The sequence below is a fragment of the Leisingera sp. G5_S3_59_S7 genome (genome assembly GCF_054968485.1).
Genome location: NZ_JBQKUH010000016.1, coordinates 26,304 through 52,935, shown reverse-complemented (window position 1 = coordinate 52,935; position 26,632 = coordinate 26,304). Strand labels below are relative to the sequence as shown.

The window sequence follows — 26,632 nt, the reverse complement described above, 5'->3', positions numbered from 1 at the left end:
CGGTGGTAATGATCAATAAGTTTTTTGAAGACAATGGGTTCCCCAGTCAATGTTCGGTGCCATCAGAGTTTCAGGCACAGGTTGCCATGGCCTGAAGGCGCCGCTGACCGGGCAGCGGCGCCTCCGGTGATTTTTTCAGAAGTCCTGCCAGAGATCGCGGGCGGCATTGCCGCTTGCGGCGGCGGATGCCACGGCAGGCGCCGCACTGGCCTCGATCTCCCAATCTTCTTCGCCATGCGCCGAGGGCGCAGGCTTTGCCGCCGGAGCCGCCGGGGCCGCTGCAGGGGCAGGACGGGCCGCAGGGCTGCCGCCTGTCACCCGGAAGCGGGCGACCAGTTCGGCCAGCTTGCTGGCATCCGTGTTCAGCATGTGGCCGGCCGCAGTGGCCTCTTCGACCATTGCCGCGTTCTGCTGAGTCACCTGGTCAAGCTGGGTGACGCCGGTGTTGATCTCATTCAGGCCGGTCGACTGCTCGGCTGCGCCTTCGGCAATGCCGGAGACCAGCTGCGAGATATGGGTGACCCGTTCGACGATGCTTTGCAGCGCCTCGCCGGCCTTGCCGACCAGATCGACGCCGCGCTCCACTTGCTTGGAGCTGTCGCTGATCAGCGTCTTGATCTCCATCGCCGCGTCCGAGGAGCGCTGCGCCAGGGCCCGCACCTCGCTGGCGACCACGGCAAAGCCTTTGCCGGCCTCGCCCGCGCGCGCCGCCTCGACGCCTGCGTTCAGCGCCAGCAGGTTGGTCTGGAAGGCAATGTCGTCGATCACAGAGATGATCTGGCTGATGTGGTTCGAGCTCTGCTCGATCTCGGTCATGGCCGACACCGCGCTTTGCACCACTTCGCGGTTGTTCTCCGCTTCGGTCCGCGCTTCTGCCATGGTTGCTTCGACGCTGCGGGCGCCTTCGGCGGCGGATTTCACCGACGCGGTCAGCTCGTCCAGCGCCGCGGCGGTTTCTTCCAGCGTGGCGGCCTGGCTCTCCGTACGGTGCGACAGGTCATCGGAGGCCTGGCTGATCTCGGCGGCGCCGTTGCGGATACTGCCGGAGGCGTCGATCACCTGCTGCACGGTGCCGCTCAGGTTCGTGACCGTGCTGTTGAAGTTCTCCCGCAGCTGTTCGTATTCCTGCGGGAACGGGCCCCTGATCTCATGCGAGAAATCGCCGTCGGCCAGCTGCACCAGGCCGGTGCTCAGGCTTTCGACCACCTCCTGCTGCTGACGCTGCATCTCGGCGCGCTCCTCTTCCGCGGCGCGGGCCAGTTTCAAGTCGTCCTGCATCGAGACCAGCGTTTTGCCGATCTTGCCGATTTCATCCGAACGGCCGGCCGCGGCGACCTCTGTGTCGAGATTGCCGGAGGATACGGCCTCCATGTCCGTGCAGATCCTGTTGATCGGCTTGGTGATGGAGCGGGCGAAGAGCCAGCCGAGGAACGACATGGCGGCTGCGCAGGCGGCCGAGGCCAGAAGCAGCATGTTGCGCTTCTTTTCCGCCGGGGCCATCAGCTCGGCCAAGTCCTGCTCGGCGATGATCGCCCAATCTGCAAAGGCCAGCGGAAGCGGTTCCGAATAGGCCAGCACGGGATGCCCGTCGAGGCCGGGAACATTTGTCTGGACATGCGATTTACCGTCAAAGGCTTCCACCACCTGCTTGGTTGAGGGGAGCTGCGAGAGCACTTTGAAACCCTCTTCGAATCGCGAATTCGTGCGGGCCTGCATATCCGAACCAACCAAGTAGACTTGGGTGGTTTCGCCCATCCCCTGCTCATTGTTAACGATCGACCCGATCAGGCTGACCGGAATCTGCACCGCCAGCACACCCACGGTGAGATTGGCGTCATTCACAACCGGCGCCGCGGCAAAGCCTGCTGCCTTACCCCCGCTTGCGGCGTAAGGCTCCAAATCGGCAAAGAACACGTCGCCGCGGCTGCCTTCGAGCGCTTCACGGTAGACTTTGGCAAGGCCGGAATCCTTGAACGGTCCCGTCATCATATTGGTGCCGAAATCGTTTTCCTTGAACACCGAATAAACGATGTCGCCAGCCAGGTTGATCAGGAAGGCATCATAGTACCCCTTGCTTTCGATCAGCGTTCTGTAGGCGGGATGAAAGCTCTCGTGATGCATATGATAGGGGGAGTCGCCCTCGGCACGCGCCAGCAGGTGCTTTTCTCCGGCCGGGTGGGGGTTGTTCTCCATATAGGCCTGGCGCAGAATTTCGCCCGGATTTCCCTCCAGGTCGTTCCACGTCATCGTCAGCCATTCAATGGCGGTTGCCGTCGACGGCACAGAGGCCAGCGTCTGGACATCCGCATGTATCCCGTCCAACAAGGTCTGCACCGACAGCTTGCGGTCCGCCACCATGGAGCTCAGCTGGTCCTCGGCATTTGTTTCTGCGCTGCGCTGGAAGCTGAGCGTGCTGATGGTGACGAGAATCGCCGTCACAAGCACAACCAATCCAACAACAAACAACGGCAGCTTATGTGCCAGTTTAAGCGATTTCAGGGCTTTCATTCCGTCCTCCTAAGAGCATCGCGGTCTAGGCCACCGCTAATGATGATGCCGCTCAGGATGCCGCACATACGTTAATTTGCGGCTTACGGCGGGGAAGCCGGACCGCTGTCAACCGCAAAAATGAGCCGGAATCCGCAGCGCATCGGCGTCACTCCGTAAAGGTCCGGTAAACATACAGCCGCTGGCTGTGCGCAACCCGCTGAACACAGCCGAAAACGCGGCCAGGTGATTCCCCGGCCCGGCCGGCCACTGTTAAAAATTGACGGGAATTTCCGCGCGGAATTGCCGTGCGTCTCCTTATGAATCCCCTGCTGAGCGCGCGCGGCGGCAATCAAATGTTAAGGCCCCGCGCCTATGAATTGCTTCATCGAACTCGAATTGATCGCCGACAACGGGGGTGCGAATCGCCGAAAATGACCACGGAAACGCAAAAGCACATTCTGGATCTGCCGAATGCCTTCGCGGAACTGGATCCGCTGATCGCCTTCCTGCAAGGGGCCCGCTCCCGGGCGGTCGAAATCGACTGCAGCAGCGTCGCTCTGATGCCTTCGCGCTGCCTGCAGATTCTGCTCGGAGCAGAGCAGCAGTGGCGGTCCGAGGGGGTAGGCTTCTCAGTCACCAACATCACCGAATCCTGCCGCAAGTCCCTGACGCTTCTGGGGCTGGAGCCCAACCGTTTTGAAGACGAGGAAACAGCATGAAGACCAAAGTTCTGGCAATCGACGATTCCCGCACGATCCGGAATCTTCTGGCCGCAACCCTGGAAGAGGCCGGGTTTGAATACCACTGCGCGGTCGATGGCCGCGAAGGCGTGGACATGTATCCCGATGTCGATCCCGACGTCGTGATCACGGATATCAACATGCCCAACCTCGACGGCTTCGGCGTGATTGAGGAGCTGCGCGGCGCCGGCATCAATTCCAAGGTGCCGATCCTGGTGCTGACCACCGAAAGCGCCCCTGAACTCAAGGCCCGCGCCCGCGGCGCCGGCGCCACCGGCTGGATCACCAAGCCGTTCGACGACGCTTCGCTGATCTTCGCGCTCAAGCGTGTGACTGGAGCTGCGGCCTGAGATGTCGGGGTCGATTCAGGATACCTTCTTTGAGGAGTGCGAAGAGCTCCTTGAAGCAACGGATGAGGGGCTGACCGCTATCGAAGGAGGCGATCAGGACCCCGAGGTTGTCAATGCGATCTTCCGCGCCGTGCACTCGATCAAGGGCGGCGCCGGAGCCTTTGGGCTGGACGACCTGGTGGCCTTTGCCCACCGGTTCGAGACCGTGTTTGACGAAGTGCGCTCCAACCGGCTGGATCTGGACGAGAAACTGATCCAGCTGCTGCTGCGCTCCAGCGACCATCTGTCGGCGCTGGTCGAGGCCGCCCGCGACGGCGGCCAGATCGACGAGGCGCATCACGACACCCTGCTGGCAGCGCTGGACGAATACATCCCCGAAGAGGAGGAGGACCTCACCTTCGAGCCGATGGGGCTTGGCGCTGCCGCTCCGGTCGGCGGCCTGGATATCGCGCCCGCCGCGCCGGCGGTGCCGCAGGAGGAGACCTACCGGATCCGCTTCCAGCCGCTGAAGGAGATGTACGGAACCGGCAACGAACCGTTCTTCCTGTTCCAGGCGCTCAAGGACATGGGCGAGCTGACGGTGGAGCTCGACGAGAATGAGCTGCCCGGCTTCGACTCCATGGACATGGACGAAAGCTATCTGGCGTGGGACCTGGTTCTGGTGACCAAGGAACCCCGGTCGGTGGTCGAGGCGGTCTTCGAGTTTGTCGAAGGCCTGTGCGAGCTGTCTATTGCCGGGGATGGCGATGCTGAGGCGGAGGCAAATGCCCTGGCCGCACTGGACGCAATGTTCAGCGCCCCGCCTGCGCCGCCTGCCGCGGACAGTGCAGACGGCGAGGCCTCTGCCGCCCCTTTTGAACCGCCGGTCCCCGCACCTGAACCCGAAGCCAAGCCGGCAGCTGCCGAAGAAAAGGCATCGGCCCCGAAAGCCGAGAGCGGCAAGCAGGAGCAGCGCGGCGGTCCCAAGCCCACGCTCCGCGTCGAGCTCGAGCGGGTGGACCGGCTGATCAACGCTGTCGGGGAGCTTATCATCAACCATTCGATGCTCGCGCAGCAGATCGCCAATCTCAATGTTTCGGATACCCGGGATGTCGAGACTGAGCTGGAAGGCTTCAAGAACCTGGCGCGCGACATCCAGGAAGGTGTCATGGCCATCCGCGCGCAGCCGGTGAAGCCGCTGTTCCAGCGCATGGCCCGGATCGTGCGCGAGGCGTCGGCCGCCACCGGCAAGACCTGCAAGCTGGTGACCGAGGGCGAAAACACCGAGGTCGACAAGACGGTGATCGAACGGCTGTCCGATCCGCTGACGCATATCCTGCGCAACGCGGTCGACCATGGCGTCGAAAAGCCCGAGGACCGGGAAGCGGCCGGAAAGCAGACCACCGGCGAAATCCGCCTGTCTGCCTCGCACCGCTCCGGCAGCGTCTGCATCGAGATCAAGGACGACGGTGCCGGCGTGAACCGGCCGCGGGTCAAGCAGATCGCCATCGAAAAGGGCCTGATCCCGGAAAATGCCGAGCTGACAGACAGCGAGATCGACAATCTTCTGTTCGCGCCCGGCTTTTCCACCGCCAAGGAGGTGTCCAACCTTTCGGGCCGCGGTGTCGGTATGGATGTGGTGAAGAATGCGGTGACCGGCCTTGGCGGCCGCATCAACATCTCCTCGACCCCGGGCAAGGGTTCGACGTTCACGATCATCCTGCCGCTGACGCTGGCGGTGATGGACGGCATGGTGGTGTCGGTTGCCGATCAGACCATGGTGGTTCCGATCACCTCGATCGTCGAAACCATGCGCGGCAGCGACGACATGATCAACAACCTCGGCGCCGACGGCACCTTGCTGTCGATCCGCGGCAACTTCGTGCCGATCTGCGATGTGGCCGGCGGCCTGGGCCTGTACCGCGAAAGCGACCAGCAGGCCGGCGTCTACCTGCTGGTGGAGACCGAAACCGGCCAGCGCTGTGCCCTGGCGGTGGATGACATCCACGACCAGCGCCAGGTGGTGATCAAAAGCCTGGACGGCGTCTGCGGGGAAATACCCGGCGTCGCCGCCGCAACCATCCTGGGCGATGGCAAGATTGCCATGATCCTGGACCCTGAAAGCATCATTGCGGCTTCGCCCACGGCGGCCGCCTTTGACACCGAGCGGAGATTGAGCAATGCAAGCTGAAGTGAAGCAAACCGATCAGGAAGTGAAGCACGCTGAACACAGCGAGTTCGTCAGCTTCACCGTGGCAGGCCAGGCCTTTTGCCTGAAGATCACCCAGATCCGCGAGATCCGGCGCTGGTCGCCGGTGACCATCCTGCCGCATGCTCCGGCCGATGTGCTGGGGGTGATGAACCTCCGCGGCGCAGTGATCCCGATCTACGACCTGTCGGCACGCTTCGGCTTGCAGCAGACCGAAGCGAGCGAGCGCAATGTGGTCATCGTGGTCTCAGTGCATGGCAAGCCGGTCGGGCTGCTGGCGGAATCGGTCTCGGAGATCATTTCGATCAACCCGGATGACATCCAGGACACCCCGCCGGTCGACAGCCGCAACACGATGGAATACATCCAGGGCATCATCTCGCATGATGACACCATGGTGCGCATCATCAATCTGGATGCGGTGATCTCGGCTCCGGAGCAGGTGATGCCGTGAGCGCAGAAGGTTCCATCACTCCCGCAACTGAAAGCTTCTCGCTCTCGGACCAGGAATTCGAAGCCATTGCGCAGTTTGCGCATAAGCATTTCGGCCTGGCTCTGGCGGCAAGCAAGAAGCCGCTGGTGTCCTCGCGGCTGGCGCGGAAGCTGCGCCAGCGCAATTTCACCAGTTTCAAAGAGTATCTGGCTTGCCTGGACGGCCCCAACGCCGAACAGGAGCGCAGCGGCCTGCTGTCGCTGCTGACCACCAACGTGACCCATTTCTTCCGGGAACCGCACCATTTCGAAACCCTGCGCAACGATGTGCTGCCGCCGCTGATCGAGCAGGCGCGGCGCGGCGGGCGGGTTCGGCTGTGGTCGGCGGGCTGCTCCAACGGGCAGGAACCCTATTCGATTGCCATGACCGTTCTGGACCTGTGCCCGGACGCGGCCAAGCTGGATTTCAAGATCCTGGGCACCGATATCGATCCGGTTGTGGTGCGTCACGCCCAGGCGGCGAAATACCCCGAGGACGAGTTGGCCCAGATCGACGCGAAATACCGGAACCTGGTGCCCGCCCGGGACGCTGAGGGGCGGCTGCCGGACAGCCTGCGCAAGCTGATCACCTTCGGGGTGCTGAACCTGATCGAGCCGTTTCCGTTCCGGGGCAAGTTCGACGCCATCTTTTGCCGCAACGTGGCGATCTATTTCGACAACCCGACCCAGCAGAAGGTTTGGCAGGCCTTCCAGAATGCCCTGAACCCGGGCGGTTATCTCTTCATCGGGCACTCCGAGCGCATGTCCGGCCCGGCAGCGCAGCACCTGAAGACGGCCGGGATCACAACCTATGTCAACTCACCCGCTGGCAGGACTTCCTGACCACGGCTGCAAGCAGAGCAGAAGGAAAGAAAAATGAGCTTGAAAGACTCTCTCCGCGTTATGGTCGTTGACGATATGTCAACCAGCCGGGGGATCATCACACAGAGCCTGGATGAGATCGGCATCAAGAACTATATGGTCGAAAACTCCGGCGAGGGCGCCTACAAGAAACTGGTTCAGACGCCGGTTCACATGGTGCTGTCGGATTACAACATGCCGGGCATGGACGGCCTGGGCCTGCTGAAAGCCCTGCGCAGCCATCAGGTCACGCAGCGGGTCGGTTTCATTCTGGTGACCGGCAAGCCGACGCCGGAGATGATCCAGGTCGGCAAGCAGATCGGTCTGAACAACATTGTCCGCAAGCCGTTCACGGTGGCAACGATGAAGCAGGCCATCGAACAGGTCGTCGGGCGGCTGTAACCATGGAGCGTCCCGGCAAAGCCCTGAGCGAACTTTGCGCCGCCTCGGCGTGGGAAATGGAGCAGCTGCGCGGTCAGATGCAGGCGCTGGAAGACGTCGTGCTCGACGTGCTGGAACGGGGCACGCCCCCGACCAGCCAGGAACTGCGTTCCCTGCAGGACTTTGATCTGGTGATTCAGACCCTGGCCGGGCTCTCCGGCTTCTACAAGCGTGTGCAGGCGCAAGTTGACGAGTCCGGCCCTGCCGACCTGCCAGCCGCAGCGGCAGGGGTCACCCTCGAAAAACTGCGCGAACGGCTGCGCTCTGCCAGCAGCCTGGCAAGCACCTGACATTCCCCGCCCCGCCCTGACCAGGGCGGGGCCGCCTTTGCGGCGCCCCGCTGCAGCGAATTTTCTTTTTAATTGCTGCCGCCGCGGATTACATTGGGCATAGCTGTAACCGCCAGCCCGGGTATCCGTATGTCTTTTCTTTTCAAACCGTTGATTTTCACCGCCTGCCTTCTGATGGCGGCAGGGGCGCAGGCTGCAAGCGACCGTATCGCCCTGGTCATCGGGGTGGCAGAATACCAGTACCTGCCGCCCCTGGAAAACACACGCAACGATGCCGCCGCAATGGCCGGCACGCTGGAAGGCATCGGCTTTGACGTCAGCCTGGCGCTGGATCCGGGCACCGCGGAAATGGAGCAGCTGCTGGATGATTTCGCCTTCCGCTCCGAAGTTGCCGATCTGGCGCTGATTTATTTCGCAGGCCACGGGATTGAGGTTCAAGGCGAGAATTTCCTGATCCCGGCCGACGCCAAGGTGGCCGGCAACCGGGATGTGCAGCGCCAGTCGCTGTCGCTGAAACAGCTGCTGGCGGCGGTGGACCGGGCCCGCAAGATGCGCATCGTGATCCTCGACAGCTGCCGTGACAACCCGCTGGGCGATGACATCGCGCTGGAGCAAAGCGGCAGCCAGACCGCTGACAGCACAGCCGCCACCCGCGGCAGCGGCGGCATGGCGCCGGCCGATCCGGACCGCGGCACGCTGGTGGCCTTTGCCGCCAAGGACGGCCAGGTGGCGCTGGACGGCAGCGGCAGCAATTCCCCCTACGCAACGGCGCTGATGGAGAAAATGGTGCAGCCGGGGCTGGAAATCAGCCTGATGTTCCGCCAGGTGCGCGACCGGGTGCTGGAAACCACCGCCAACCTGCAGGAGCCCCATACCTATGGCTCGCTGACCGGCGTGCCCTTTTATCTGGCCGGCCCGGGCGAAAATGATGCCCCGGTTTCGGTGGCCGATGCCTCTGCCGCCTGGGCCGCGCTGAAACCCGACCAGGAGGAGCAGCTGCTGGCGCTGGCCGATCTTGGCGATACCCGCTCGATGCTGGGGCTGGCCTATATCCGGCTCAACCCGAATGAGGGCCGGTTCGACCCCAAGGCGGCCGTGGATTTCCTGCAGCGCGCCGCGGACGCGGGCTCCCCTGAGGCGCAGTTCGAACTGGCCAAGCTTTACGAGCGCGGCACCGGCGTGGACGCCGATCCGGCCAAGGCATTGGAGCTGTATCAGGCGGCGGCAGCCCAGGATTTTGCCGATGCGATCAACGATCTGGGCTTTTTGCATTACCAGGGCGGACTTGGCCTGCGCGCCAACCCGAAGAAAGCGCTGACCTTCTTTGAGCGCGCTGCGGACCTGCGCCACCCGCAGGCCCAGTTCAATTTCGCCGCACTGATTGATGACGGGCTGATCCCGTCAAAAGGCCCCGAAGACTCGGCGCATTACCTTTACGCGGCGCTGCGCAGCGGCAGTTCCGATGTGCTCAATCTGCTGAGCGAACGCCCGAAAATGTTCACCGCAGAAACCCGGCGCGCGCTGCAGCGGAAGCTGAAAAACAACAACTTCTATGCAGGCGCGATTGACGGCGATTTCGGTCCGGGAACGCAAAGGGGCATCCGTCAGGCCTATGGACTGGAGGGGTAAGCGCCCTACTTCAAGCGGATGTTGTTACATCGTGCTGTGTTCCTCGTTCTGCTCACCTGTTTCCTGAATGGCCCCTTGGACAGCCAAGCCGGCGGCTATGGCGGCGGCACCGGTGGTGCCGGCGGTGACGGCGGCAGTGGTGACGGCGGCAGCGGCGACGGCGGCAGCGGTGACGGCGGCAGTGGTGACGGCGGCAGCGGCGACGGCGGCAGCGGTGATGGCGGCAGCGGTGATGGCGGCAGCGGCGACGGCGGCAGCGGTGACGGCGGCAGTGGCGATGGCGGCAGCGGTGACGGCGGCAGCGGCGATGGCGGCAGCGGTGACGGCGGCAGCGGCGATGGCGGCAGCGGCGATGGCGGCAGCGGTGATGGTGACGGCGGTGCTGGCGATGTGAGCTCGCGCGGCGGCAGTGGCGGCGACGGCGAAGGCAGCACTTTTGGAGGGCCGTCCGGAAACGGCCGCTTCTTCGGCAACCGTATACGCTCAGCTGACGACGTGGTGGACCGTATCGCCGGCTTCCGGAACCTGTGCGGAATCGTGGGGCCGTATTTAATCGATTGCCTGGCTGAGCGTTTCGAAGCTTTGGAAAAGGATCTGGCAGGCCTGCCCGGCCATGAGCCGCTGCGGGAGATCCTGCAGGAAACGGCTCAGGATCTGCGGCAGATCGCGCGCGAGAACCGTGACCCTTCAAAACCGCGGGGAAAGGCCCGATCCCTGAACAGCGCCGAACGGTCGTATCGCCCTATCGTCGCTGTGGCGCCGGAACGGCAGGCCGCGGCAACAACCAAGGCCCTTGCGGTGCTCGAGGAAACGCAGACAAAATTGCTGCGCTCCGCGGAAAACTCACCCGCGCGGTCCATCGTGCGCTACCAGCGGATTGCGGCGGCCATCGACTCCAGCAAGGTTCTGCTGCGCTCTGCCTGAGGCTGTTTGTTACAGCAGCCCGTCGGCCAGCCATTGGTCCAGCTGGCGGCGGCTGATTTCAAAATGCATGCTGTCCTCGCGACGGAAGCCCGCGCCCCAGACCCAGCCCTGATCGTAGAAGAAATCAGCCATGATGGTCAGCCCCAGCTGGGTTTTGCCATCGGTGAAATTGTCCAGCTTGCCGTCGATGTTCAGATCGACTGCCAAGCCATAGCTGTGGGTGGAGAGCGCGCTCAGCGTGCCGCGGATCCGGCGCACGCACAGCGCCCCGGCCGTGTTGATGCGGGCATAAAGGTCGGGATCCGCCTGGCGGATGTTCTCGAACACCACCTTCAGGCTTTCAATGGCCGGGCGCAGCATGCTGACCCGGATCGGGCCGACCTGCTCTGTCACCAGCTTTTCCTTCAGGTCCGGGTTGGTCATCGGCTGGCAGGTATCGTTCAGCTCCTCCCGCGGGCGGCCCAGCTTTTCTGTCAGGTAGCGGCCGCCTGTCACCTTCAGCCCGCGGTTCACGTTCAGCCGGTCGGCGATCAGCACCACCTGCGCATAATCGAGATCCGCGCCGCCGGTCTGGTTCCAGATCGCGGCCTCGCCGGCCGCGTCATCGGTGAAAGGGGTTCCGGTGCCTGCCCCTCCCGCGGGCAGGCTGGCAACCTCGTTTTGCAGGTCGGTCATCCGGGCCTGCAGATCCTCGACCTGCTGGCGCAGCATCTCGATCTCGATCCGCGCGGTGGAATCCACCCCGCCGGCCCCCTGGTAATCCTCTTCGCTCAGCAGCCAGCTGAGCCCGAACCAGACCGCCGGGGCCAGAACCAGGCCAACGGCAATTATGACTGCTGGCAGAACCCGCATGTTTCCTCCCGGCTCTTCTGCGCCTATTTCAATCCTTCACCGCGCGGCAGTAAACCCCCTGATTACAACTTGCCGGAAACACCGTGTTTTTTTCCGCAGCGGACCTCTGCCCGCCATTGGCACACCGCAGGTGCTGGTATAAGCTGCCAGCGATGTTGAAACGGTAGGGGAGGGCGTCGAGCATGATCCGCCTGAAAGGTATTTTCGCAAGTGTTTTGGGGGCAAGCCTCATCTTTGCACCGCTGGCGCAGGCGCAATCGAACGGCGATGAACTGTCGGTCGAGGAAATCACCGAAGCCTTCAAGAAGCAGAAGACCCGCGGCCTGGTGATCGTGCCCAGCAGCACGGACCAGACCCAGGACACCGCGCAGGAAACCGCAACCGTGGCGGCCGCGGCCGAGGAATACAACCCGGTGGACCAGCAGGCCCAGATCAATGTCCAGATCTCCTTTGATTTCGACAGCGCCGCGCTGCGGGCCGACCAGGCGCCGAAGCTGGCCAATATGTGCGAGTCGATGAAGCTGATGGACGGCACCGTGTTCCAGATCATCGGCCATACCGACAGCTCTGGCTCCGCCGCCTATAATGAGCGGCTGTCGCTGTTGCGCGCGCAGGAAGTGCGGCGCCACCTGATCAGCTCCTGCGGCGTGCCCGAAGATATGCTCAAGGCAATCGGCATGGGCGAGACCGCGCCTTTCAATCAGGACAACCCGCGTGCGGATGAAAACCGCCGCGTCGAATTCCAGGCTCTGGGCTGAGCCCGGCTTGGGCGCGCGGCGGGCTGCAGGCCAGGGAGAACCACATGCTTGAATCGCGCCCTGGCGACCTGTTCCAGCCGGGTGATCTGCTGAACAACACCTACAGGATCGAAGGCCTGCTGGGGCGTGGCGGCACCTCGGACGTTTACAAGGCGCGCTCGGAAATCTCCGGCAACCTGGTGGCCCTGAAGGTGCTGAAGCAGGAGCTTGCCGCCAACGAGGACTTTACCGTCCTGATGGCGCGCGAGGAGAATATCCGCGAAATCCGCCATGCCGCGGTGGTGCGCTACTCGGAAAACCACCGCACGCCGGACGGGCATATCTATCTGCTAATGGACTACATCGACGGCCCCGGCCTCGACAAGCGCCTGAAACAGGGACCGATGGCGGCCGAAGACCTGCTGGTGATCTGCCGCCGCGTGGCGGAAGGGCTGCAGGCGGCGCATGCCCGCAATATCGTGCACCGCGACCTCAGCCCGGACAATATCATCTTGCGGGGCGGCGACCCGGCAGAGGCGGTGATCATCGACTTCGGCATTGCCAAGGACACCAATCCCGGGGCCCAGACCATTGTCGGCAATGAATTTGCGGGCAAATATTCCTATGCCGCGCCGGAGCAGATGAGCGGCCAGACAGACGCCCGGTCTGACATCTATTCGCTGGGGGCGCTGCTGCTGGCCAACTTCCGCGGCGAAGCGCCCAAGCTGGGTGCCAACCCGATGGAAGTGGTTGAGAACAAGCAGAAACCCCTGGACACCAGCGGTGTGCCGGAACCGCTCAGGTCGTTGATCGAACGGATGTGCGCGCCGGACCCGGATGACCGGTTCCAAACTGCAGCCGAGGTGCTGGCGTTTCTCGACAATCCCGACGGCGGCAGCCTGGCGGATGTGCTGGACGGGCCCGCAGCCGAAGATGCCACCATCATCGTGCCGCAAACCCGCCAGCCGGCACCGCCTCCGCCGCCGGAACCGGCAGCGGACAAGCCGCAGGAGAAAAAGGGCGGCCGCGGCGGCCTGTGGGCGGCGCTGGCGGTTCTGCTGCTGCTCGGTGGCGGTGCGGGGGCCTATTTTTCTGGCATGCTCGACAGCTTCATGGGGCCGTCTTATCCGATTGTGCGCCCCTATTCCCTGATTGCCGAAAAACCGGCGGACGGGCCGGTGCAGATCGTCGGCAACGTGCCCTCGGAAGCCACCCGCGACGCGCTGCTGGCGCTGGCGGAGGACGCGGATCTGACCCTGGCCTCCGGCGAAATCGCCGAGACCTGGGGCGTTGATGTGCTGGATACGGTGCAGCCGCTTGAGGGCCTGCGCGAGTGGCGGCTGGTGGTCAGCAACAACAAGGCCCGCCTGACGGGCGCGACCAGCGACACAAATGTTGCCGAAATGCTGAACGAACGCTTCCGCAACGGCCTGCCCGGGGCGCTGGAAGGCAAGGCGGAGATCCGGTTTGAACTGCCGATGCTGCCGGTGGCGGAGGTCAAGGCGGTGATGGAGGCCTTTGCCGATTGCGGCCCGCTGGTGCGCGACGGGAACGGCCATTATGACGGCTATGCGCCAACCGATCCGATCCTGATCAGCGGCCGGGTCGCCAGCACCGCCACCCGGCTGGAACTGTTCGACGCGCTGCGCGCGCTGGCCCATGAGCGCCAGGTGGTGCTGGATGTCGAGGTGCTGAACGACTCGCTGTGTGTGGTGGAGCAGCACCTGCCCAAAGCCCCCTCCGGCGGCGCCGAAGTGGAATTTGCGGTGGGCGGCTCAAGCGTGGAGCCCAACCCCTCGGGCCGGTTCTTTGTCGGGGAAAACCCGGTGATCGACGTGGTGCTGCCGGGGGATGTGACCGACGGCTACCTGACCGTTTCGGTCCTGGATGTCTCCGGCAACGTGTTCCACCTGCTGCCCAATATCGCACGGCCGGACAATGCTGTGGCCAGCCTGCGCGACGGCGCTGCAGGCGATGTGCCGGTGCGGGTTGCCTACAGCCTGGAGGAATCCTCTTCCGGCGGCGGCATCGCCTTTAAGGTGGATGACAGCACCCTGGGCAAAAGCAAGGTGCTGGTGCTGCATTCGTCAGAGCCGCTGTTTGACGGGATGCGCCCGACCTCGGAAAGCGCCGTGGGGTTTGCCGAAGCGCTTCAGGCCAGTTACGAGGCGGATTCCAGCCGCATCCGCTCGCTGGACAGCCGCATTCTGGTTACCGCCAAACCCTGACCGGGAAACCGGATTCCGTGCTGGAACGCGGCTTGTCTACGTCACATCAATCACGATGGCGGTGATGTTGTCGGCGCCGCCGCCGTCCAGCGCGATCTGGATCAGCCGGTCGCCAACGGTTTCCAGCGGTGTGCCGCCCAGCACATCCGCGAGGATCGCGAAGGTTGCGTATTTCGTCAGCCCGTCAGAGCAGATCAGAAACCGGTCGCCCGGCTCCGTGTCGCCGCGGACCTTGTCGATCTCCAGGTCCTCCCCGACCCCGACGGCGCGGGTGATCGCATTGGACTGCGGGTGCTGGTCGGCCTCGTCCCAGGTCATCTTGCCCGCCAGCACGTATTCCGCCACCGCCGAGTGATCCTCAGTCAGCATCTCGATCCGGCCATTGCGCAGCCGGTAGATGCGGCTGTCCCCGGCCCAAAGGCCGACGAAATGCTGGTTGGCCATAATCAGCGCCGCCACGGTAGACCCGATGGTGCCGCCCCCGCGGGAGGCGGCCTCGGCCCGGATTGCCTGGTGCGCGGTCTGGATCGCATCCCGCAGCGCATGCATCCGCGCCGCCGGGTCCAGCCCCTGCGGGATCGTCGCCACCGCATCGGCAATCAAGCGGCTGGCGAAATCCCCCGCGGCATGGCCGCCCATGCCATCAGCCACCAGCCAGATGTCATGTTCCGGCAGCGCCAGAACGGCATCTTCGTTGACTTTGCGCTTCAGCCCCACATGGGTTTGCGCGGTGTAGCGGTATTTGCGCATCGGGTTCATCATGTAACCCCGGCCCCTGCCCAGACCGGCGCGGCAAGGTCAAACAGTCCCAGCGCCGCGGGGCCTTGCGGCAGCCCGCTGAACGCCAGCGTCCGCGGCGCCCCGTCCAGAACCGCCGTCCACAGGCTGCAGCCCGCCAGACGGGCGCCGTCCGATACGGCCGACAGCCTCTCCGTGCTCTCGGGACCAGCAAGAACCACCGCCATGCCCGGTGCGTCCACGGAGCCGGCAGCCCGTGCCTCCGGCACCGGAATGTTTGCGAGTGTTTCCGCCAGCCGGTCCTTGGTCATCGTGTCCTCCAATGCATCCAGCGCCACATCCTCCAGCCGTTCAAATAACGCGGCCTCGCCGAAATGGTACAGGCCCGCCGCCCCCTGCCCCGGCAAGCCCGCCATAAGCGTCAGCGGAAACCGGCGCCCGACGCGGTCAACCGAGGGCATCATGACGCCCATGACCTTGCCCGCGCCGGCCATGCCGGCGGGCAGGGTGAACCGCCAGATCGGCGCGGTCATGTAGTGCGCGTCAAAGCCCGCACCATAAGCCGCCCTGCCGTCCAGCATAACCTGCTGCAGCCAGGCATCCCACACCCGCACAAACCCGCCAGGGGTGTTCAACCGGAAGAAATCCCCGGCTGACGGCATCTTACCAAAGGCGCCGAACCCCGCCATCACATCGACTTCGGGCAGCTGAATTTCGCCATCGCCGGCAGGGCAAAGGGGTTGATGACCGACCCGGACTGCAGCTCAAACAGGGCCAGCCGGCCGCCCACGCGGAAGTTCACCCGGCGCCGGTCCGAGACATTGGTTCGGCGCACCTCTGCCGCGTCCAGCAGCCGGAACCAGGCCCACGGCCCGTCCCGGGACATCACGTTTTCGGCGTCGCGCTTTTTCGGCAGCAGGGTGATCCGCGCCAGCCCCACCGGGCCCGGCCAGGTCACCGCCACAGGCGTCGGCGCGCCGGAGCGGTGGTTATAGGCGACCTTGGTGCCGTCGATCTCCAGCAGCACCTCCTTGGCCTTGGGGTCCAGCGCGTTGACGGTGATCTGGAACTGCACCGCGGGCTGCGCGCCGCCGGCAAAGAACGCCTCCTTGATCTCGGAGGCGTATTGCATCTGCTGCAGCACCGCCTGGCTGATGCCCAGATCCACGTCATTCACCCGCTTCCAGGTCCAGGGGCGGCTGCGGGTGTCGACATATTTCAGCAGCTGATCATTGAAAAAGCCGTCGATCAGCCCGCCCGGCGCAAACAGTTTTGCAAAATCCGCCATTGCCACGTCGGCCCGGGCCGAGCGGTTGAACGGATAACGGTTAGCCAGCGCCTTTTCGCAGAACGGCAGCACGGTGGACTGCCAGCGCGCGTTGATCGACGCCCGCGTGCCTTCGGAGGTGATTCCGGAGGAACCCGCCGAAATCTGTGTCGCCCAGCGGGGCAGCGGCCCGCCCATACGGCTGGCGGTCTGCTGGAACTGCAACAGCGCCTGGCCGGTCTGCCCGCCTGTCGCCACGCCGGAGAAGGACATCTTGTTCAGCTCCTGATAGACAAGCTGCAGCTGCCCCATCAGGTCATCCAGCTGCGAGGGCTGGCCTTCAGGCCGGTTGACCAGGTCATAAAGCCACTGGAACCGCTCCTGCACATAGGCCCCCGGCGGCTTGGCCGCCTGACCAGGCGCATTTTCGGCAGAACCGACCAGCGCCTCCAGCAGGATCTGACCCTGGATCGACAGGTTAGAGCGCGCCTCGATCGCCGCCACGTTCTGGGCGCCCGCGGCAAGAGTGCCCGCATCCAGAAGCGATTTGTCCTCATTCAGGCGGGTTTCGTTGCTGACCTCCGTCAGGATGTTGACGATGGGCGAGGTCGGCCCGGACAGCACGTTGGTGACTTCTACTGCATGGGACAGCGATTCCAGCGGCACGATGTCGATATCGCCAAGGATCTGATCGTAGCGGCTGATGTAGTCGTTGTAATAAAGGTCCAGAACATCGCGGCTGAGCTTCAGCAGAACCGCCTCATTCTGGGCTGCCTCGCTCTGTTCGCCCAGCACCCAGGCCTCGCGGTGGACCCGTTCGGCAACGCCGACCGCCTCCGGCAGGAACACGTTTTGAAAGCCGTCATAGGTGAAAATGCCCTCGATCCCGTCATTCAGCGGCTTGCCGGAGCTGCGCACCAGCACCCGTTTGACCGACGGGCCGCCAACATCGGTGATCCGCCATTTCGGCAGGCTGGTGGCCTTTTGCGAGTTGAGGATGCCGTTATAGACCCGCTGCGCCAGCGGCATCTCCGACAGGATGTTCTGCGCCTGGGCAACCAGCGGCCCGTTCAGCGCGATCTCTTCCATCGGCTGCGACAGCAGCGCCGTCAAATGATCCATCAGGTCGGAACGCAGCTGGGTGCGGGCGATGCCGGGATAGGCAATGTTTTCCCAGTCCAGCCGCATCCACTCCTTGACCAGATCCGGGTTCATCGGCCCCTGCAGGCCCAGCATCAGGTAGATCTTCAGTGCCTCATAGAGCGTGTCGGGGTTGTTGATGTTGCCCTCGATCTGCTGCTCCAGCCGCACCAGCAACCGCGGCAACAGGCGCTGGTTCAGCGCCGCGCGGTAAGTCTGGGCAGCCTGGGTGCCGATCACCTCGCCCTGATACAGCCCATAGGTCATCGCGCGCTCAGGGTCCGGATCCGACAGCACCGGATTGCCCGGCATGTCGCGCAGGTTGTTCAGCGCCGCCACCACCGGCACCAGATCGGTATCGCCCACCGGGCTGGGCGGCAGCTGGGCCGCCGCGGCCTGGTAGGCCGACACCTGGCCCTCGGCCTGGGCAATCAGATCGGTGTTCTTGAGATAGGACCGCACCCACAGCGTGCCCATCGCAATGGCCACCAGCACGGTCGCCGCAATCGCAATCCGCCGCGTCCAGCGGTAGCGGCGCTCCACCTTGTCATCCGCTGACACCAGGCCCGCCTCGGGGAACATCACGCCTTCGAACAGCCGGGTCAGGAAGAACGAGCGCCCGGTCCCCTGCCCTGAGCCAATCGCCTGCCGCCCGATGCCGAACGTTTGCGCCATGCCCAGCATCAGCCGGTCAATCGGGGTGCCTTCCTGGGTGCCGGAAGTGAAATAGACCCCGCGCAGCATCTGCCGCTGCGCATAGCGGTTGTCCTGGAACACCTCCATCAGGAAGTCGCGGGCAACGCCGCGCATCGACGCCACCTGCGCCGGGAAGCCGGCAATCAGCGCCCGGCGCTGATGGTCGGTCTCGGTCTGCATCTTCTCCAAGAGCTGCGCATTGATCTGCCCCAGCAGCAGGCCGAACTCCTCGTCAAACGCGGCAATCGGCGGCTCTTCCTTCTTGCCCTTGGGCAGCGGCAGGGTGAAGCCCCAGACCTGTTCGCGGTCCTCCTTGCCAAGCGAGTCATGGAATTCCTGGAACCCGGCGATCAGGTCCGCCTTGGTGAACAGCACATAGACCGGAAAGCGCACGCCCAGCTTCTCGCGCAGCTCAGCCAGTCGGTGGCGCACCGCGGCGGCATGGCTTTTCTGGGTGATTTCATCCTGCAACGACAGGTCCGACAGCGAAATCGCGACGATGGCGCCATTGATCGGCTGCCGCTTGCGGTATCTCTTGAGCAACCCCAGGAAGCCCAGCCAGGCGGCATTGTCCGCATCCGCATCGCTTTCCTGGGTGGTATAGCGCCCGGCGGTGTCGATCAGCACCGCGTCATTGGTGAACCACCAGTCGCAGTTGCGGGTGCCGCCAACGCCGCCAATCGCGGCCTTGCCCAGTTTCTCGGCCAGCGGGAACTGCAGGCCGGAATTCACAATTGCGGTCGTCTTGCCTGCGCCCGGCGGGCCGATCATGATGTACCAGGGCAGATCGTTCAGATGGCGCCGCCCGCCCTTGGACTTGCGCAGCTCCTTGATCGCGTCCTTGAACTTGCCGCGCAGCTCGCCGATTTCCTCGGACAAGACATCATCTTCCGAGGTGTCGGCCGCCTCGGCCATCTCCTCGGTCATCTCCTTGTCCTTGCGGCGCCGCCGCCAGAAGATGAGGCCGATGGTGAGAAAATACAGCAGGAAGATCACCCCGATGGTGATCAGCCGTGACATCACACTGTCAAACGGGCGCCAGTCGGCGCTGCCGATAAACGGTGCAAAGAACCACACGCAGGCCGACAGCACCAATGCCAGGATCAGCAGGATGGTGTAGATCGACCGGAACAGGGGGAAGATATAGCGGCGGATCATCCTTCAACCTCCTGAACCAGCAGGATTTCGATCCTGCGGTTCTTGGCCCGCCCGGCGCGGGTGCCGTTGTCTGCAATCGGTTCTTTATCGGCGCGGCCCTCGGCCGACAGCCGGTCCGGATTGGTCATCACCTTGGCCATGCCCGCCATCACCGATTTCGCGCGCGCCAGCGACAGCGCCATGTTGGACGGGAAGCGCGACGAGCGGATCGGCACGTTGTCGGAATGCCCTGCCACGATAATCCTGCCCTTTTCATCATTCAGCGCCTCAGCCACCCGGTTCACCGGGTTGCGGAAGGCCTTGCTCAGCTGGTCAGAGCCGGAGCCGAACATGCCCGACCCAGCCAGCCGGATAATCAGCGTGTTGCCTTTCTGGAAGACCTGCACGATGCCTTCCTTGATCTCCGGCTCCAGGAAGCCCGCGACCTTGGCGACCTGCTCCTCCGTGGTCGGTGCCAGCGGCGGCGGCGGCGGCGGCGGCGCGCGCCGTTCCAGTTCCACCTTGGGGCCGGAGTCGACGATGGACAGCTGCCCCACCACATTTTCCGTCTTGTTCGACAGCAACCAGCTAAGGCCGATGAACTGCAGCGCCAGCACCGCAGCAGTGGCCGCCAGCGTGATCCACACCAGCCGCCACACCGACAGCGCCTTGAAGGGTTTGACCACCCCTTCCCAATGCGGCGACAGATCGCGCTCAACAGGCCCGCGCTGATTGCGGATGATCCGGGCCAGCGCGCCGCGGATCTGCAGGTGTTTCTCGGACCCGCCCTGCTCTACCCGCAGACGGCCCTCGAACCCCAGCGACAGGCACATGTACAGGAACTCAAGCATGTCGATATTGGCGCCCGGCTCCTTCTCCAGCCGCGCCAGCAGGTCATAAAACCGGTCGCCGCCCACCACCTCGCGGTGGAATGTCGCGACCATCGACTGCAGCCCCCAGGAGGACTGCCCGCCCCAGGGCGTGTTCAGCACCACGTCGTCCAGTGTCGCGCACAGGGCATAGCGGGCGATCTTCACGGTCTGCGCGGCGATACCCGCCTGCAGGGCGCGGTTTTCAAACGCGCGCACCTCTGCCACCACGCTTTTGCGCAGCGCGTCCGGGTCCATGTGCTGGGCCCGGTTGCGGATGCGGGAAATCAGCGCAAACAGGGTCGAGGCGCAGGCGGTCAGCTGGTTCATTCCTGTCAGCGCCATCTTCGGCGCTTTCTGGCCGCCCGCAGCGGCCTGCGGCCTCGGCGCCGCTGCCTGCGGCACACCATAGGCATCCAGATCGGGATCTGCCGCCTGTTCCGGCACCGGCTGGGCCTGCGGCGACGCATCCGGCTGCTGCATCGGGGTGGCTGTGCGCCGCCCCCCCGGGTTCGGCTTGATCACCGTCTTGTCGGTATCCCCCGGTTCGGCAAAGGGATCGTCATAATCAGCCATCTCAGCGCCTTCCCTTATGCGTTACGGATTGCCCAAAGCTCCATCTTGAGCCCCGGATACTGTCCCGACACATGCACCGCGATCCCGCCCGACGTGGTCATCTTGCGCCAATAGGGGCTGTCCGCATCCATCTCGAAGTAGACCACACCCGAATGATAGGGGATCTGCCGCGGCGCCACCGGCAGGGGGCGGAGCGTGATCCCCGGCAGCGCCGAGTTCACCAGCTGGCGGATTTCCTCGACGGGTCCGATCTTGGCCTGGCCTGAGAAATGCTTGCGCACGTCCTCGGCCGGGATATCGGCGCTGACCGCCAGCACAAAACCGGCATTGCCCAGCAATTTGCGGTCGGCAATCACCCCCACCGAGATACCGTATTTACGCGCCTCCAGCTTGATCGGGATTGCAGTCTGTTCCAGCACCGAGCTCAGGTACTGGCGCAGCACCCGGATCACTGGCGCAAAGCATTCGGCCAAGTTGCCGTGGGTATAGGGCGGAAACTCCGGCGCCTGTTTTTCCGTGGACATGAACACCGACAGCTCCCCCGCCAGCCCGGCGCACAGGGTGAACAGGCGTTCGGGGTGCAGGTTCTCGATGTTGCGCAGATGGCGCACCTGCGGCAGCAGCCGGTTCACCACCGTCAGCAGCATGAAATCCGACACATCCGCCACCCCGCGGGCGCCGCCTGCCTCCGACAGGCGGCCCGCCAGCGCCTCCATCCGGTGCGCCAGCAGCCCCTCCAGCTCCCGCAGGAAACCGTTCAGCGCAGGCGCCGCGCGCACATCCAGGCAGGAAGGGATAAAGGCCTGATCCAGCACGATCTCCTTGTCCGGGCGCACCTCGATGATGCGCGCCACCGGGATCGCCAGCAGGTCGGCCAGATCATCCACCTCCAGAGCGAACTGCAGGCGCATCTTGCCCACATCCAGCTCCACCGGCTTGCGCTCGGTCGAGGTCACATCGGTCACTTCCTGCTTGTCCGGGCGCAGGCGGCTGGCTGAGCGTTCGGCGCCGCTCAGATCGACCTCCACCGCGCCCTGGCGCCGCTGCGGCACGGTCAGGTAGACGATGCAGTCCTTGACCGTGGAGGGCACCTCCATCGCGGGCGGATGCGGATCCGCCATCGGCACCCGGAACACCGTGCCGTCATGGGTCAGCCCCTCGCAGGACTTGACCGCAAACTGGCCGATCTTCAGCGCCTCGTGGTCAATTTCCAGCCCGTTCACGCCCCAGGCATAGGGGCTGAGCCGCCGCGCCAGCCCGGCCACCAGCGCCTCGTTGTAACGGTCGGATTGCTGGAAGTGATGCGGCTGCAGAAACAGCCCCTCCGTCCAAAGTACCTTGCTGTCCCAGGACACCGGGATCTCCTCTTCCTTGCAGGCACGCGCCGGCGGCGCGGCGCTTATCCGTCCTTCAGCCTGTCCAGCTGCTGCTTGTAGGCCCGCGCAAATTCGCGGCTGAACAGGTCGTGAAAATCATTCTCAGCCTGGTCGGAAATCTCCGCATAAAGCTGCTCGTAAACGTCCCAGTACCGCGCTTTCTTGCCGCGCAAGAGGCCGGTAAAGCCGCCCTTGTCCTCGATCTGCGCCTCCAGCGCCTTGGGGTCGAGGCGCTTCAGCACGCCTTTCAGCGCCGCCTCCATTCCGGTGACCATCGCCACCTCATGCGCCTTGATGTCCCTCAGCGCCTCTTCGGCGGCGGTTTCGGGGCTGAGATAGCCCTTGGTCGCCGGGCGCACCATCGCCTCGACCGCCTGCTCCGGCGTGATCGAGAACTTCAGCGGATTGTTTCCGCCGGCCGAGATCATCGTCTGCTCAATGCGGAATTCCGACTTGATAGAGGTCCGCGTCATCAGGATTTCGCGCAAGCCCGTGACCAGCGTCCGCATCACCCGGCCCATGCGCGCCATGGTGCTGGCATGATCCTCCGGGGCTATGCTGATCTCGGCGCCGGCGCCATTCATAAAGGCCTCAAGCGCGTCCTGCGTTCCGGCAGGCGGCGCCGGTCGCGCACCCGCCTCATGGTAGGGCGGAATCTCGGGCGGTGCAGAGGGCGGGGCCTCCTGCGGCGGCCCAGGCGGTGTTTCCTGGGGCGGTCCCGGAGGGGCTTCCTGCGGCGGACCCGACGGCGGCACTTCCTGCGGCGGCGGCGGCACCTCGCGCGGCGGCTCGGGTTTCGGCTCGGGTTCCTCCGGCCCGCCGATGCCGGACAGGAACTCATCGTCCCAATCGTCCGGAATCATGTTCGATTGCGCCGCTGACGCGGCAAACCCGTCCGAGGCAGTGGGGTTGTGGTTGGCCAGGCTGGCCCCCTCCCCTTCGCGCCCGTCACTGGCCTTCTGGAAGAACGGATCCTCCTCCTCACCCAGCGGCGGCAGCAGCTCGTCAATCGGGTCGACCGGGTTCAGCTGCGCAGGCCCCTTCGGCCCCTCGCCCAAAAGATCGTCCAGGAAATCGCCGCCCGGACCGGCATCTTCCAGCAATTGCAGCGGGTCGGGCGCGTTGGCGGCATTGCCAGGCGAAACGGGCGCCTGCGCCGCGGGCGCTGCGATCAGGTCGCCCACATCCATCAGATCGTCGCGGATCTCCACCACCAGCTCATAGTTGCCGATGCACAGCACGTCGCCGTTATTAAGCGGCGTCGGCGTCCGGCCCAGCGGGATCTTGGAATAGTTCAGAAAGGTGCCGTTGGAGCTGAGGTCCACCACCACCACATTGCCGTTGTGATCCTCGATCACACAGTGGTTGCGCGACAGCATCTGGTCCGGGTCGGGCAGCACCAGGTCGCAGCTGGCGCCGCGCCCCACTGTCAGGCTCGGCCCGCGCATCGGAACGGGGGCCGCATCGCCGGGCATCGCGCCCGAGCTTTGAAACTTCAGCGTCACTCCCATGATTGGGCCTAACCTCCCACCAGCACGGTGAATTCACCCTTGACGACCATGCCGCCGCAGGCGGTGTTGTCCAGGATCCGCGCGGCCGGCATATTGTTGATCAGCACCGTCGCGGAGCCCTTGATGATCGGGTGCGGCGACGGCGCCGCGGTGCACATGTCACCCAGGCGCGCGGCCGGCAGGTTTGCAACCAGCACAGTCACCGCGCAAGGCGGCAGGATCGGCGTCGGCACCGGCAGGACCGGCGGCGGCGGGGTGGAGGGCAGCATGCAGGCATGCAGATCCGTCACCCGGGCCTGTGGCATTCCCATCTGTTACATCCTCCCTGTCAGCCCTGCGCCGCGTGCTGGGGAACTTCGATCACCTGCCCCTTGCCCCCGCGCGCGATATCCAGCGCGCGCTCCACCAGAACGCCGCCGTGTTCTTCAAACTTATCAGACAATTGACCCAAGGCCACCATATTCATGGCAAAGGCCGCCGCCTCCGAGGCGCCTGCAGGGGCAGGATATTGATTCAATTCTCCGGGTCCCAGCGTTCCGGCGGCATAGAGCACCGCCAGCGCGCAATTCACCGTGTCATCATCGACATAGGCATGATCCAGAGTGATCCGCGCCTTGTCGCGGTTTTCCTCGCTGGGCTCGAACACCCAGGCCTCGGACGCGGTCAGCGAAGCCGGGTCCTTGTCCGACCGCGGCCCGATATAGTCGCGCGCGGCCAGGCAGGCCCACCACACCCGTTCCCGCGGGGGCAGCAGCACCGCCAGCACCCGCAAGAGATCGACCAGCGCGCCCTTGCGGTCCAGTTCCTCCAGCACCGCCCCGGCCTGCGCCGTCGGCGGCGCCTCCAGCGGCGTCTTCAGGATCACATTGGCCCGCGACAGCAGCTTGGCCACCGGATCGGCGGGCATTTTGACCAGCTTTTCAAATCTTCCCGGCATCTGCACCACCTAGTTGATCATCGTGAGGCCGCCCTTCAGGGTCAGCATGGCCTCGCCTTTCACGGTGGTCATCGGTGCCTTTGCCTCGACCATGCCGGTGCCTTCGATCTTGATCATCGGCCCCTTGATGGTCACACCGGAATTGTCGATCTTCACCTCCGAGGCGCCCACGGTCAGCTTGATCTCCTGGCCCGCGCTCATCGCGATCTTGCCCGCGGTCACATCGACGGTCAGGTTGCCCAGCGACACGGTCTCCGTGTGGTCGCCCTGCGCAATGGTTTCGGTCAGGTTGCCGGTATCCACATCAAGCGTCATGTTGCCGGTCTGGATGTTTTCCGACTTGTCCCCGGTCTCCACCACCTCAGTGCGGTCGCCCTGATGCACGGTTTCCGTCATGTGCTGCTGGACCGTGAACACATAGCTCTTTTCATCGGCAGAGGTGACCTCCGGGTCGGGCGCATCCAGGCCGACTGTCACCGTCGAGCGGTCCTTGACCAGCATCTGGTGATCCTTCTGCGCCTGCACCCGCATCAATTCGCTGTCTTTCTTGTCGTCGAACATCAGCTCGTTATAGCCGCCGCCCCCCTTGGAGGAGTTGGTCTTGATCCCCAGCTGGGTCTGATCGTCCGGATAGGTATAGGGCGGCATCGTTTCGGCATTGTAAAGCATGCCGGTGCAGATCGGCCGGTCCGGGTTGCCGTCCTCGAACTGGATCACCACCTCCTGGCCCATCCGCGGGATCGCCACCATGCCCCAGTTCTTGCCCGACCAGGGCGTCATCACCCGCACAAAGCAGGAGGAGGTCTCGTTACTCTCGCCTTCGCGGTCCCAGTGGAACTGGATCTTGATCCGGCCGTGCTCATCAGTCCAGATCTCCTCGCCGCTCTTGCCGACCACGGTGGCGGTCTGCAGACCCTGCACCTCCGGCCAAGGGGTGACCAGCGGTGCCCGGAACTGATCGGACTTCAGGATCGCCCCGAAGGTGGCCGCGTAGACGTCGTGCTCCATCTCCTTGGGGTAGTCCATGTTGCGGGCCTTCACGTCATGGCGCATCTCGCCCGAGGTGGCGACCTTGGTGGTGCGGCTCTCGCGCTCGCCGTAATCCCAGGCCAGCTTGATGTGATGCTCGGCGTCGGTGACCAGATACTCCTTGTTGTTCTCATTCACCGGGTGATCCTTCAGGGTGAAGGTGTAGCCGGTGCCCAGGGTCGCCACGCTGGAGGCGCCGCGCCAGCGCTTGTGCCTGATCGCCTGCGCCTCCATCTGAACCCGCGTCAGCTTGTTGCCCAGGCCGGAATTCTTGCGGTAATGCCCCTGATAGTCGTAAACCTCGTGATCCTTGTGGGAATGCTTGCCCTTGGCAATCGCCGAGGCGGCCTTGAGGTCCGCTGACGGGGTCAGAAAGTCGAAATCGTTCAGGGTGACCTTGCCGCGGGTCAGGATTTCCTCCTTGGCCCATTCGGAAATATGCTCTTCGCGCCGCCGGTCCCGGTCGTCGCGGGCGTGGAATTCGATCTCTGCACCCCCCATGACCGGGGAGTGCCCGCTGACGCCGTCACACAGCACCAGCTTTTCGGGGCTGCCGGGGCTGGTTGTGCTGTCGAAGTAGAAATAGATCCCCTCCTCCTCCATCAGCCGGCACAGGAAGGCATAATCGCTTTCGCGGTACTGCAAACAATACTCGCGCGCCTCATAGCTGTCGCTCAGCTTGTCAGTGTAATCGCTGAAGCCGTATTCGCTGAACAGCTGCTTGATGATCTCGACCGTGGACTTTTCCTGAAACACCCGCAGATCGCTGGTCCGCGTCAGCAGCCAGAACCAGGGGCGCACCTCCGCGACATACATCTCATAGCCGTTGCGGAACCCCAGGTATTCGACTGAAATGCACAGGCCTGAGAACTGCTGCTCCGTGTCCGGGTTGCGCATCACATGCACGTTCATCGTCTTGCCGACCAGGTCCTCCAGCTTGGGCTGGGCCTTGGTGGCGGCAAATTCGATGGTGGTTTCGGTCAGCTTGCTCAAGCCCTCGCGCACAATTGCGCGGCTCAGCATCAGCCCATCGGTGCTGTAGCTCCCCGACATCCAGGCGAGGTCGTTTTCATGGCCCTTGCTTACAACCATGGTTCCTCCTTTCCGCGAAGGGAACCGGGCCGGAAATCACCGGCAGTGTTCTCAAACATTCGC

Annotated in this window: 23 protein-coding genes; 12 read left to right on the top strand and 11 right to left on the bottom strand. The window is 64.2% G+C overall.

Annotated elements, in window-relative coordinates:
• Window positions 1–135 precede the first annotated feature (135 nt).
• Window positions 136–2,508, bottom strand: a complete 2,373-nt coding sequence (locus ACTRWG_RS09570) for a methyl-accepting chemotaxis protein (protein WP_027233849.1) — start codon at window positions 2,506–2,508, stop codon at window positions 136–138.
• Window positions 2,509–2,921: 413 nt separating this feature from the next.
• Between ACTRWG_RS09570 and ACTRWG_RS09565 the strand changes: the two genes are divergently transcribed.
• The 10 genes from ACTRWG_RS09565 to ACTRWG_RS09520 all read left to right on the top strand — a co-directional run bounded on the left by ACTRWG_RS09565 (window position 2,922) and on the right by ACTRWG_RS09520 (window position 10,384).
• The gene (locus ACTRWG_RS09565) at window positions 2,922–3,209 is read left to right on the top strand and encodes an STAS domain-containing protein (protein WP_008558454.1); all 288 of its coding nucleotides are present in this window, start codon (window positions 2,922–2,924) and stop codon (window positions 3,207–3,209) included.
• Window positions 3,206–3,580: a response regulator gene (locus tag ACTRWG_RS09560; protein ID WP_027233850.1), complete on the top strand. Its 375-nt coding sequence runs from the start codon at window positions 3,206–3,208 to the stop codon at window positions 3,578–3,580. The genes ACTRWG_RS09565 and ACTRWG_RS09560 overlap by 4 nt, the downstream gene beginning before the upstream one ends.
• Window position 3,581: 1 nt before the next feature.
• Window positions 3,582–5,750 carry a chemotaxis protein CheA gene (locus tag ACTRWG_RS09555; RefSeq protein ID WP_027233851.1) on the top strand — a complete coding sequence of 723 codons (2,169 nt, stop codon included), beginning with the start codon at window positions 3,582–3,584 and terminating at the stop codon, window positions 5,748–5,750.
• Window positions 5,740–6,222 carry a chemotaxis protein CheW gene (locus ACTRWG_RS09550; protein ID WP_019297432.1) on the top strand — a complete coding sequence of 161 codons (483 nt, stop codon included), beginning with the start codon at window positions 5,740–5,742 and terminating at the stop codon, window positions 6,220–6,222. Before ACTRWG_RS09555 ends, ACTRWG_RS09550 begins: the two co-directional genes overlap by 11 nt.
• A complete protein-coding gene (locus ACTRWG_RS09545) occupies window positions 6,219–7,082 on the top strand; it encodes a CheR family methyltransferase (RefSeq protein WP_027233852.1) in 864 nt (287 codons plus the stop codon). Before ACTRWG_RS09550 ends, ACTRWG_RS09545 begins: the two co-directional genes overlap by 4 nt.
• 33 nt (window positions 7,083–7,115) lie before the next feature.
• Complete coding sequence (locus ACTRWG_RS09540) at window positions 7,116–7,502, top strand: response regulator (protein ID WP_027233853.1); 387 nt, start codon at window positions 7,116–7,118, stop codon at window positions 7,500–7,502.
• 2 nt (window positions 7,503–7,504) lie between these two features.
• Window positions 7,505–7,831: a hypothetical protein gene (locus ACTRWG_RS09535; RefSeq protein ID WP_027233854.1), complete on the top strand. Its 327-nt coding sequence runs from the start codon at window positions 7,505–7,507 to the stop codon at window positions 7,829–7,831.
• 129 nt (window positions 7,832–7,960) lie between these two features.
• A complete protein-coding gene (locus ACTRWG_RS09530; RefSeq protein ID WP_027233855.1) occupies window positions 7,961–9,460 on the top strand; it encodes a caspase family protein in 1,500 nt (499 codons plus the stop codon).
• Window positions 9,461–9,527: 67 nt separating this feature from the next.
• Window positions 9,528–9,854 (top strand): hypothetical protein, encoded by a 327-nt coding sequence (locus ACTRWG_RS09525; RefSeq protein WP_462829251.1) that lies wholly within the window; start codon window positions 9,528–9,530, stop codon window positions 9,852–9,854.
• Window positions 9,851–10,384 (top strand): hypothetical protein, encoded by a 534-nt coding sequence (locus ACTRWG_RS09520; protein ID WP_154667622.1) that lies wholly within the window; start codon window positions 9,851–9,853, stop codon window positions 10,382–10,384. The genes ACTRWG_RS09525 and ACTRWG_RS09520 overlap by 4 nt, the downstream gene beginning before the upstream one ends.
• A 9-nt stretch (window positions 10,385–10,393) precedes the next feature.
• On the opposite strand, the gene ACTRWG_RS09515 is transcribed toward ACTRWG_RS09520, so the two are convergent.
• A complete protein-coding gene (locus tag ACTRWG_RS09515) occupies window positions 10,394–11,236 on the bottom strand; it encodes a M15 family metallopeptidase (protein WP_027233856.1) in 843 nt (280 codons plus the stop codon).
• Window positions 11,237–11,418: 182 nt separating this feature from the next.
• Between ACTRWG_RS09515 and ACTRWG_RS09510 the strand changes: the two genes are divergently transcribed.
• Window positions 11,419–11,994, top strand: coding sequence for an OmpA family protein (locus ACTRWG_RS09510; protein WP_027233857.1), 576 nt, complete (start codon window positions 11,419–11,421; stop codon window positions 11,992–11,994).
• Between the two features lie 44 nt (window positions 11,995–12,038).
• Entirely contained in the window at window positions 12,039–14,201 is a 2,163-nt protein-coding gene (locus ACTRWG_RS09505; protein WP_462829250.1) for a serine/threonine protein kinase, read from the top strand.
• A 36-nt stretch (window positions 14,202–14,237) separates the two neighbouring features.
• On the opposite strand, the gene ACTRWG_RS09500 is transcribed toward ACTRWG_RS09505, so the two are convergent.
• The 9 genes from ACTRWG_RS09500 to ACTRWG_RS09460 are packed head-to-tail and all read right to left on the bottom strand — an operon-like array spanning window position 14,238 to window position 26,569.
• Complete coding sequence (locus ACTRWG_RS09500) at window positions 14,238–14,960, bottom strand: PP2C family protein-serine/threonine phosphatase (protein ID WP_259959464.1); 723 nt, start codon at window positions 14,958–14,960, stop codon at window positions 14,238–14,240.
• Window positions 14,960–15,628, bottom strand: coding sequence for a type VI secretion system-associated protein TagF (tagF, locus tag ACTRWG_RS09495; RefSeq protein WP_462829249.1), 669 nt, complete (start codon window positions 15,626–15,628; stop codon window positions 14,960–14,962). Before tagF ends, ACTRWG_RS09500 begins: the two co-directional genes overlap by 1 nt.
• Window positions 15,628–19,200, bottom strand: coding sequence for a type VI secretion system membrane subunit TssM (gene tssM, locus ACTRWG_RS09490; RefSeq protein WP_462829248.1), 3,573 nt, complete (start codon window positions 19,198–19,200; stop codon window positions 15,628–15,630). Before tssM ends, tagF begins: the two co-directional genes overlap by 1 nt.
• Complete coding sequence (gene tssL / locus ACTRWG_RS09485) at window positions 19,197–20,624, bottom strand: type VI secretion system protein TssL, long form (RefSeq protein WP_027233862.1); 1,428 nt, start codon at window positions 20,622–20,624, stop codon at window positions 19,197–19,199. Before tssL ends, tssM begins: the two co-directional genes overlap by 4 nt.
• Window positions 20,625–20,638: 14 nt before the next feature.
• A complete protein-coding gene (gene tssK, locus ACTRWG_RS09480; protein ID WP_027233863.1) occupies window positions 20,639–21,979 on the bottom strand; it encodes a type VI secretion system baseplate subunit TssK in 1,341 nt (446 codons plus the stop codon).
• A 44-nt stretch (window positions 21,980–22,023) separates the two neighbouring features.
• Entirely contained in the window at window positions 22,024–23,511 is a 1,488-nt protein-coding gene (gene tagH / locus ACTRWG_RS09475) for a type VI secretion system-associated FHA domain protein TagH (protein WP_027233864.1), read from the bottom strand.
• Between the two features lie 8 nt (window positions 23,512–23,519).
• Window positions 23,520–23,822: a PAAR domain-containing protein gene (locus tag ACTRWG_RS09470; protein WP_027233865.1), complete on the bottom strand. Its 303-nt coding sequence runs from the start codon at window positions 23,820–23,822 to the stop codon at window positions 23,520–23,522.
• 17 nt (window positions 23,823–23,839) lie between these two features.
• Window positions 23,840–24,448 carry a DUF6931 family protein gene (locus ACTRWG_RS09465; RefSeq protein ID WP_027233866.1) on the bottom strand — a complete coding sequence of 203 codons (609 nt, stop codon included), beginning with the start codon at window positions 24,446–24,448 and terminating at the stop codon, window positions 23,840–23,842.
• 9 nt (window positions 24,449–24,457) lie between these two features.
• Entirely contained in the window at window positions 24,458–26,569 is a 2,112-nt protein-coding gene (locus tag ACTRWG_RS09460; RefSeq protein WP_027233867.1) for a type VI secretion system Vgr family protein, read from the bottom strand.
• Window positions 26,570–26,632: the final 63 nt, after the last annotated feature.

Bases quoted from the DNA above. Each gene is read 5' to 3' on its own strand.
- ACTRWG_RS09540 (WP_027233853.1), top strand. From the start codon at position 7,116: ATGAGCTTGAAAGACTCTCTCCGCGTTATGGTCGTTGACGATATGTCA.
- ACTRWG_RS09515 (WP_027233856.1), bottom strand. From the start codon at position 11,236: ATGCGGGTTCTGCCAGCAGTCATAATTGCCGTTGGCCTGGTTCTGGCC.
- ACTRWG_RS09555 (WP_027233851.1), top strand. From the start codon at position 3,582: ATGTCGGGGTCGATTCAGGATACCTTCTTTGAGGAGTGCGAAGAGCTC.
- tagH (WP_027233864.1), bottom strand. From the start codon at position 23,511: ATGGGAGTGACGCTGAAGTTTCAAAGCTCGGGCGCGATGCCCGGCGAT.
- ACTRWG_RS09565 (WP_008558454.1), top strand. From the start codon at position 2,922: ATGACCACGGAAACGCAAAAGCACATTCTGGATCTGCCGAATGCCTTC.
- ACTRWG_RS09560 (WP_027233850.1), top strand. From the start codon at position 3,206: ATGAAGACCAAAGTTCTGGCAATCGACGATTCCCGCACGATCCGGAAT.
- ACTRWG_RS09570 (WP_027233849.1), bottom strand. From the start codon at position 2,508: ATGAAAGCCCTGAAATCGCTTAAACTGGCACATAAGCTGCCGTTGTTT.
- tssL (WP_027233862.1), bottom strand. From the start codon at position 20,624: ATGGCTGATTATGACGATCCCTTTGCCGAACCGGGGGATACCGACAAG.
- ACTRWG_RS09510 (WP_027233857.1), top strand. From the start codon at position 11,419: ATGATCCGCCTGAAAGGTATTTTCGCAAGTGTTTTGGGGGCAAGCCTC.
- tssM (WP_462829248.1), bottom strand. From the start codon at position 19,200: ATGATCCGCCGCTATATCTTCCCCCTGTTCCGGTCGATCTACACCATC.
- ACTRWG_RS09535 (WP_027233854.1), top strand. From the start codon at position 7,505: ATGGAGCGTCCCGGCAAAGCCCTGAGCGAACTTTGCGCCGCCTCGGCG.
- ACTRWG_RS09470 (WP_027233865.1), bottom strand. From the start codon at position 23,822: ATGGGAATGCCACAGGCCCGGGTGACGGATCTGCATGCCTGCATGCTG.
- ACTRWG_RS09465 (WP_027233866.1), bottom strand. From the start codon at position 24,448: ATGCCGGGAAGATTTGAAAAGCTGGTCAAAATGCCCGCCGATCCGGTG.
- ACTRWG_RS09500 (WP_259959464.1), bottom strand. From the start codon at position 14,960: ATGAACCCGATGCGCAAATACCGCTACACCGCGCAAACCCATGTGGGG.
- ACTRWG_RS09460 (WP_027233867.1), bottom strand. From the start codon at position 26,569: ATGGTTGTAAGCAAGGGCCATGAAAACGACCTCGCCTGGATGTCGGGG.
- ACTRWG_RS09525 (WP_462829251.1), top strand. From the start codon at position 9,528: ATGGCCCCTTGGACAGCCAAGCCGGCGGCTATGGCGGCGGCACCGGTG.
- ACTRWG_RS09550 (WP_019297432.1), top strand. From the start codon at position 5,740: ATGCAAGCTGAAGTGAAGCAAACCGATCAGGAAGTGAAGCACGCTGAA.
- ACTRWG_RS09530 (WP_027233855.1), top strand. From the start codon at position 7,961: ATGTCTTTTCTTTTCAAACCGTTGATTTTCACCGCCTGCCTTCTGATG.
- tagF (WP_462829249.1), bottom strand. From the start codon at position 15,628: ATGGCGGGGTTCGGCGCCTTTGGTAAGATGCCGTCAGCCGGGGATTTC.
- ACTRWG_RS09505 (WP_462829250.1), top strand. From the start codon at position 12,039: ATGCTTGAATCGCGCCCTGGCGACCTGTTCCAGCCGGGTGATCTGCTG.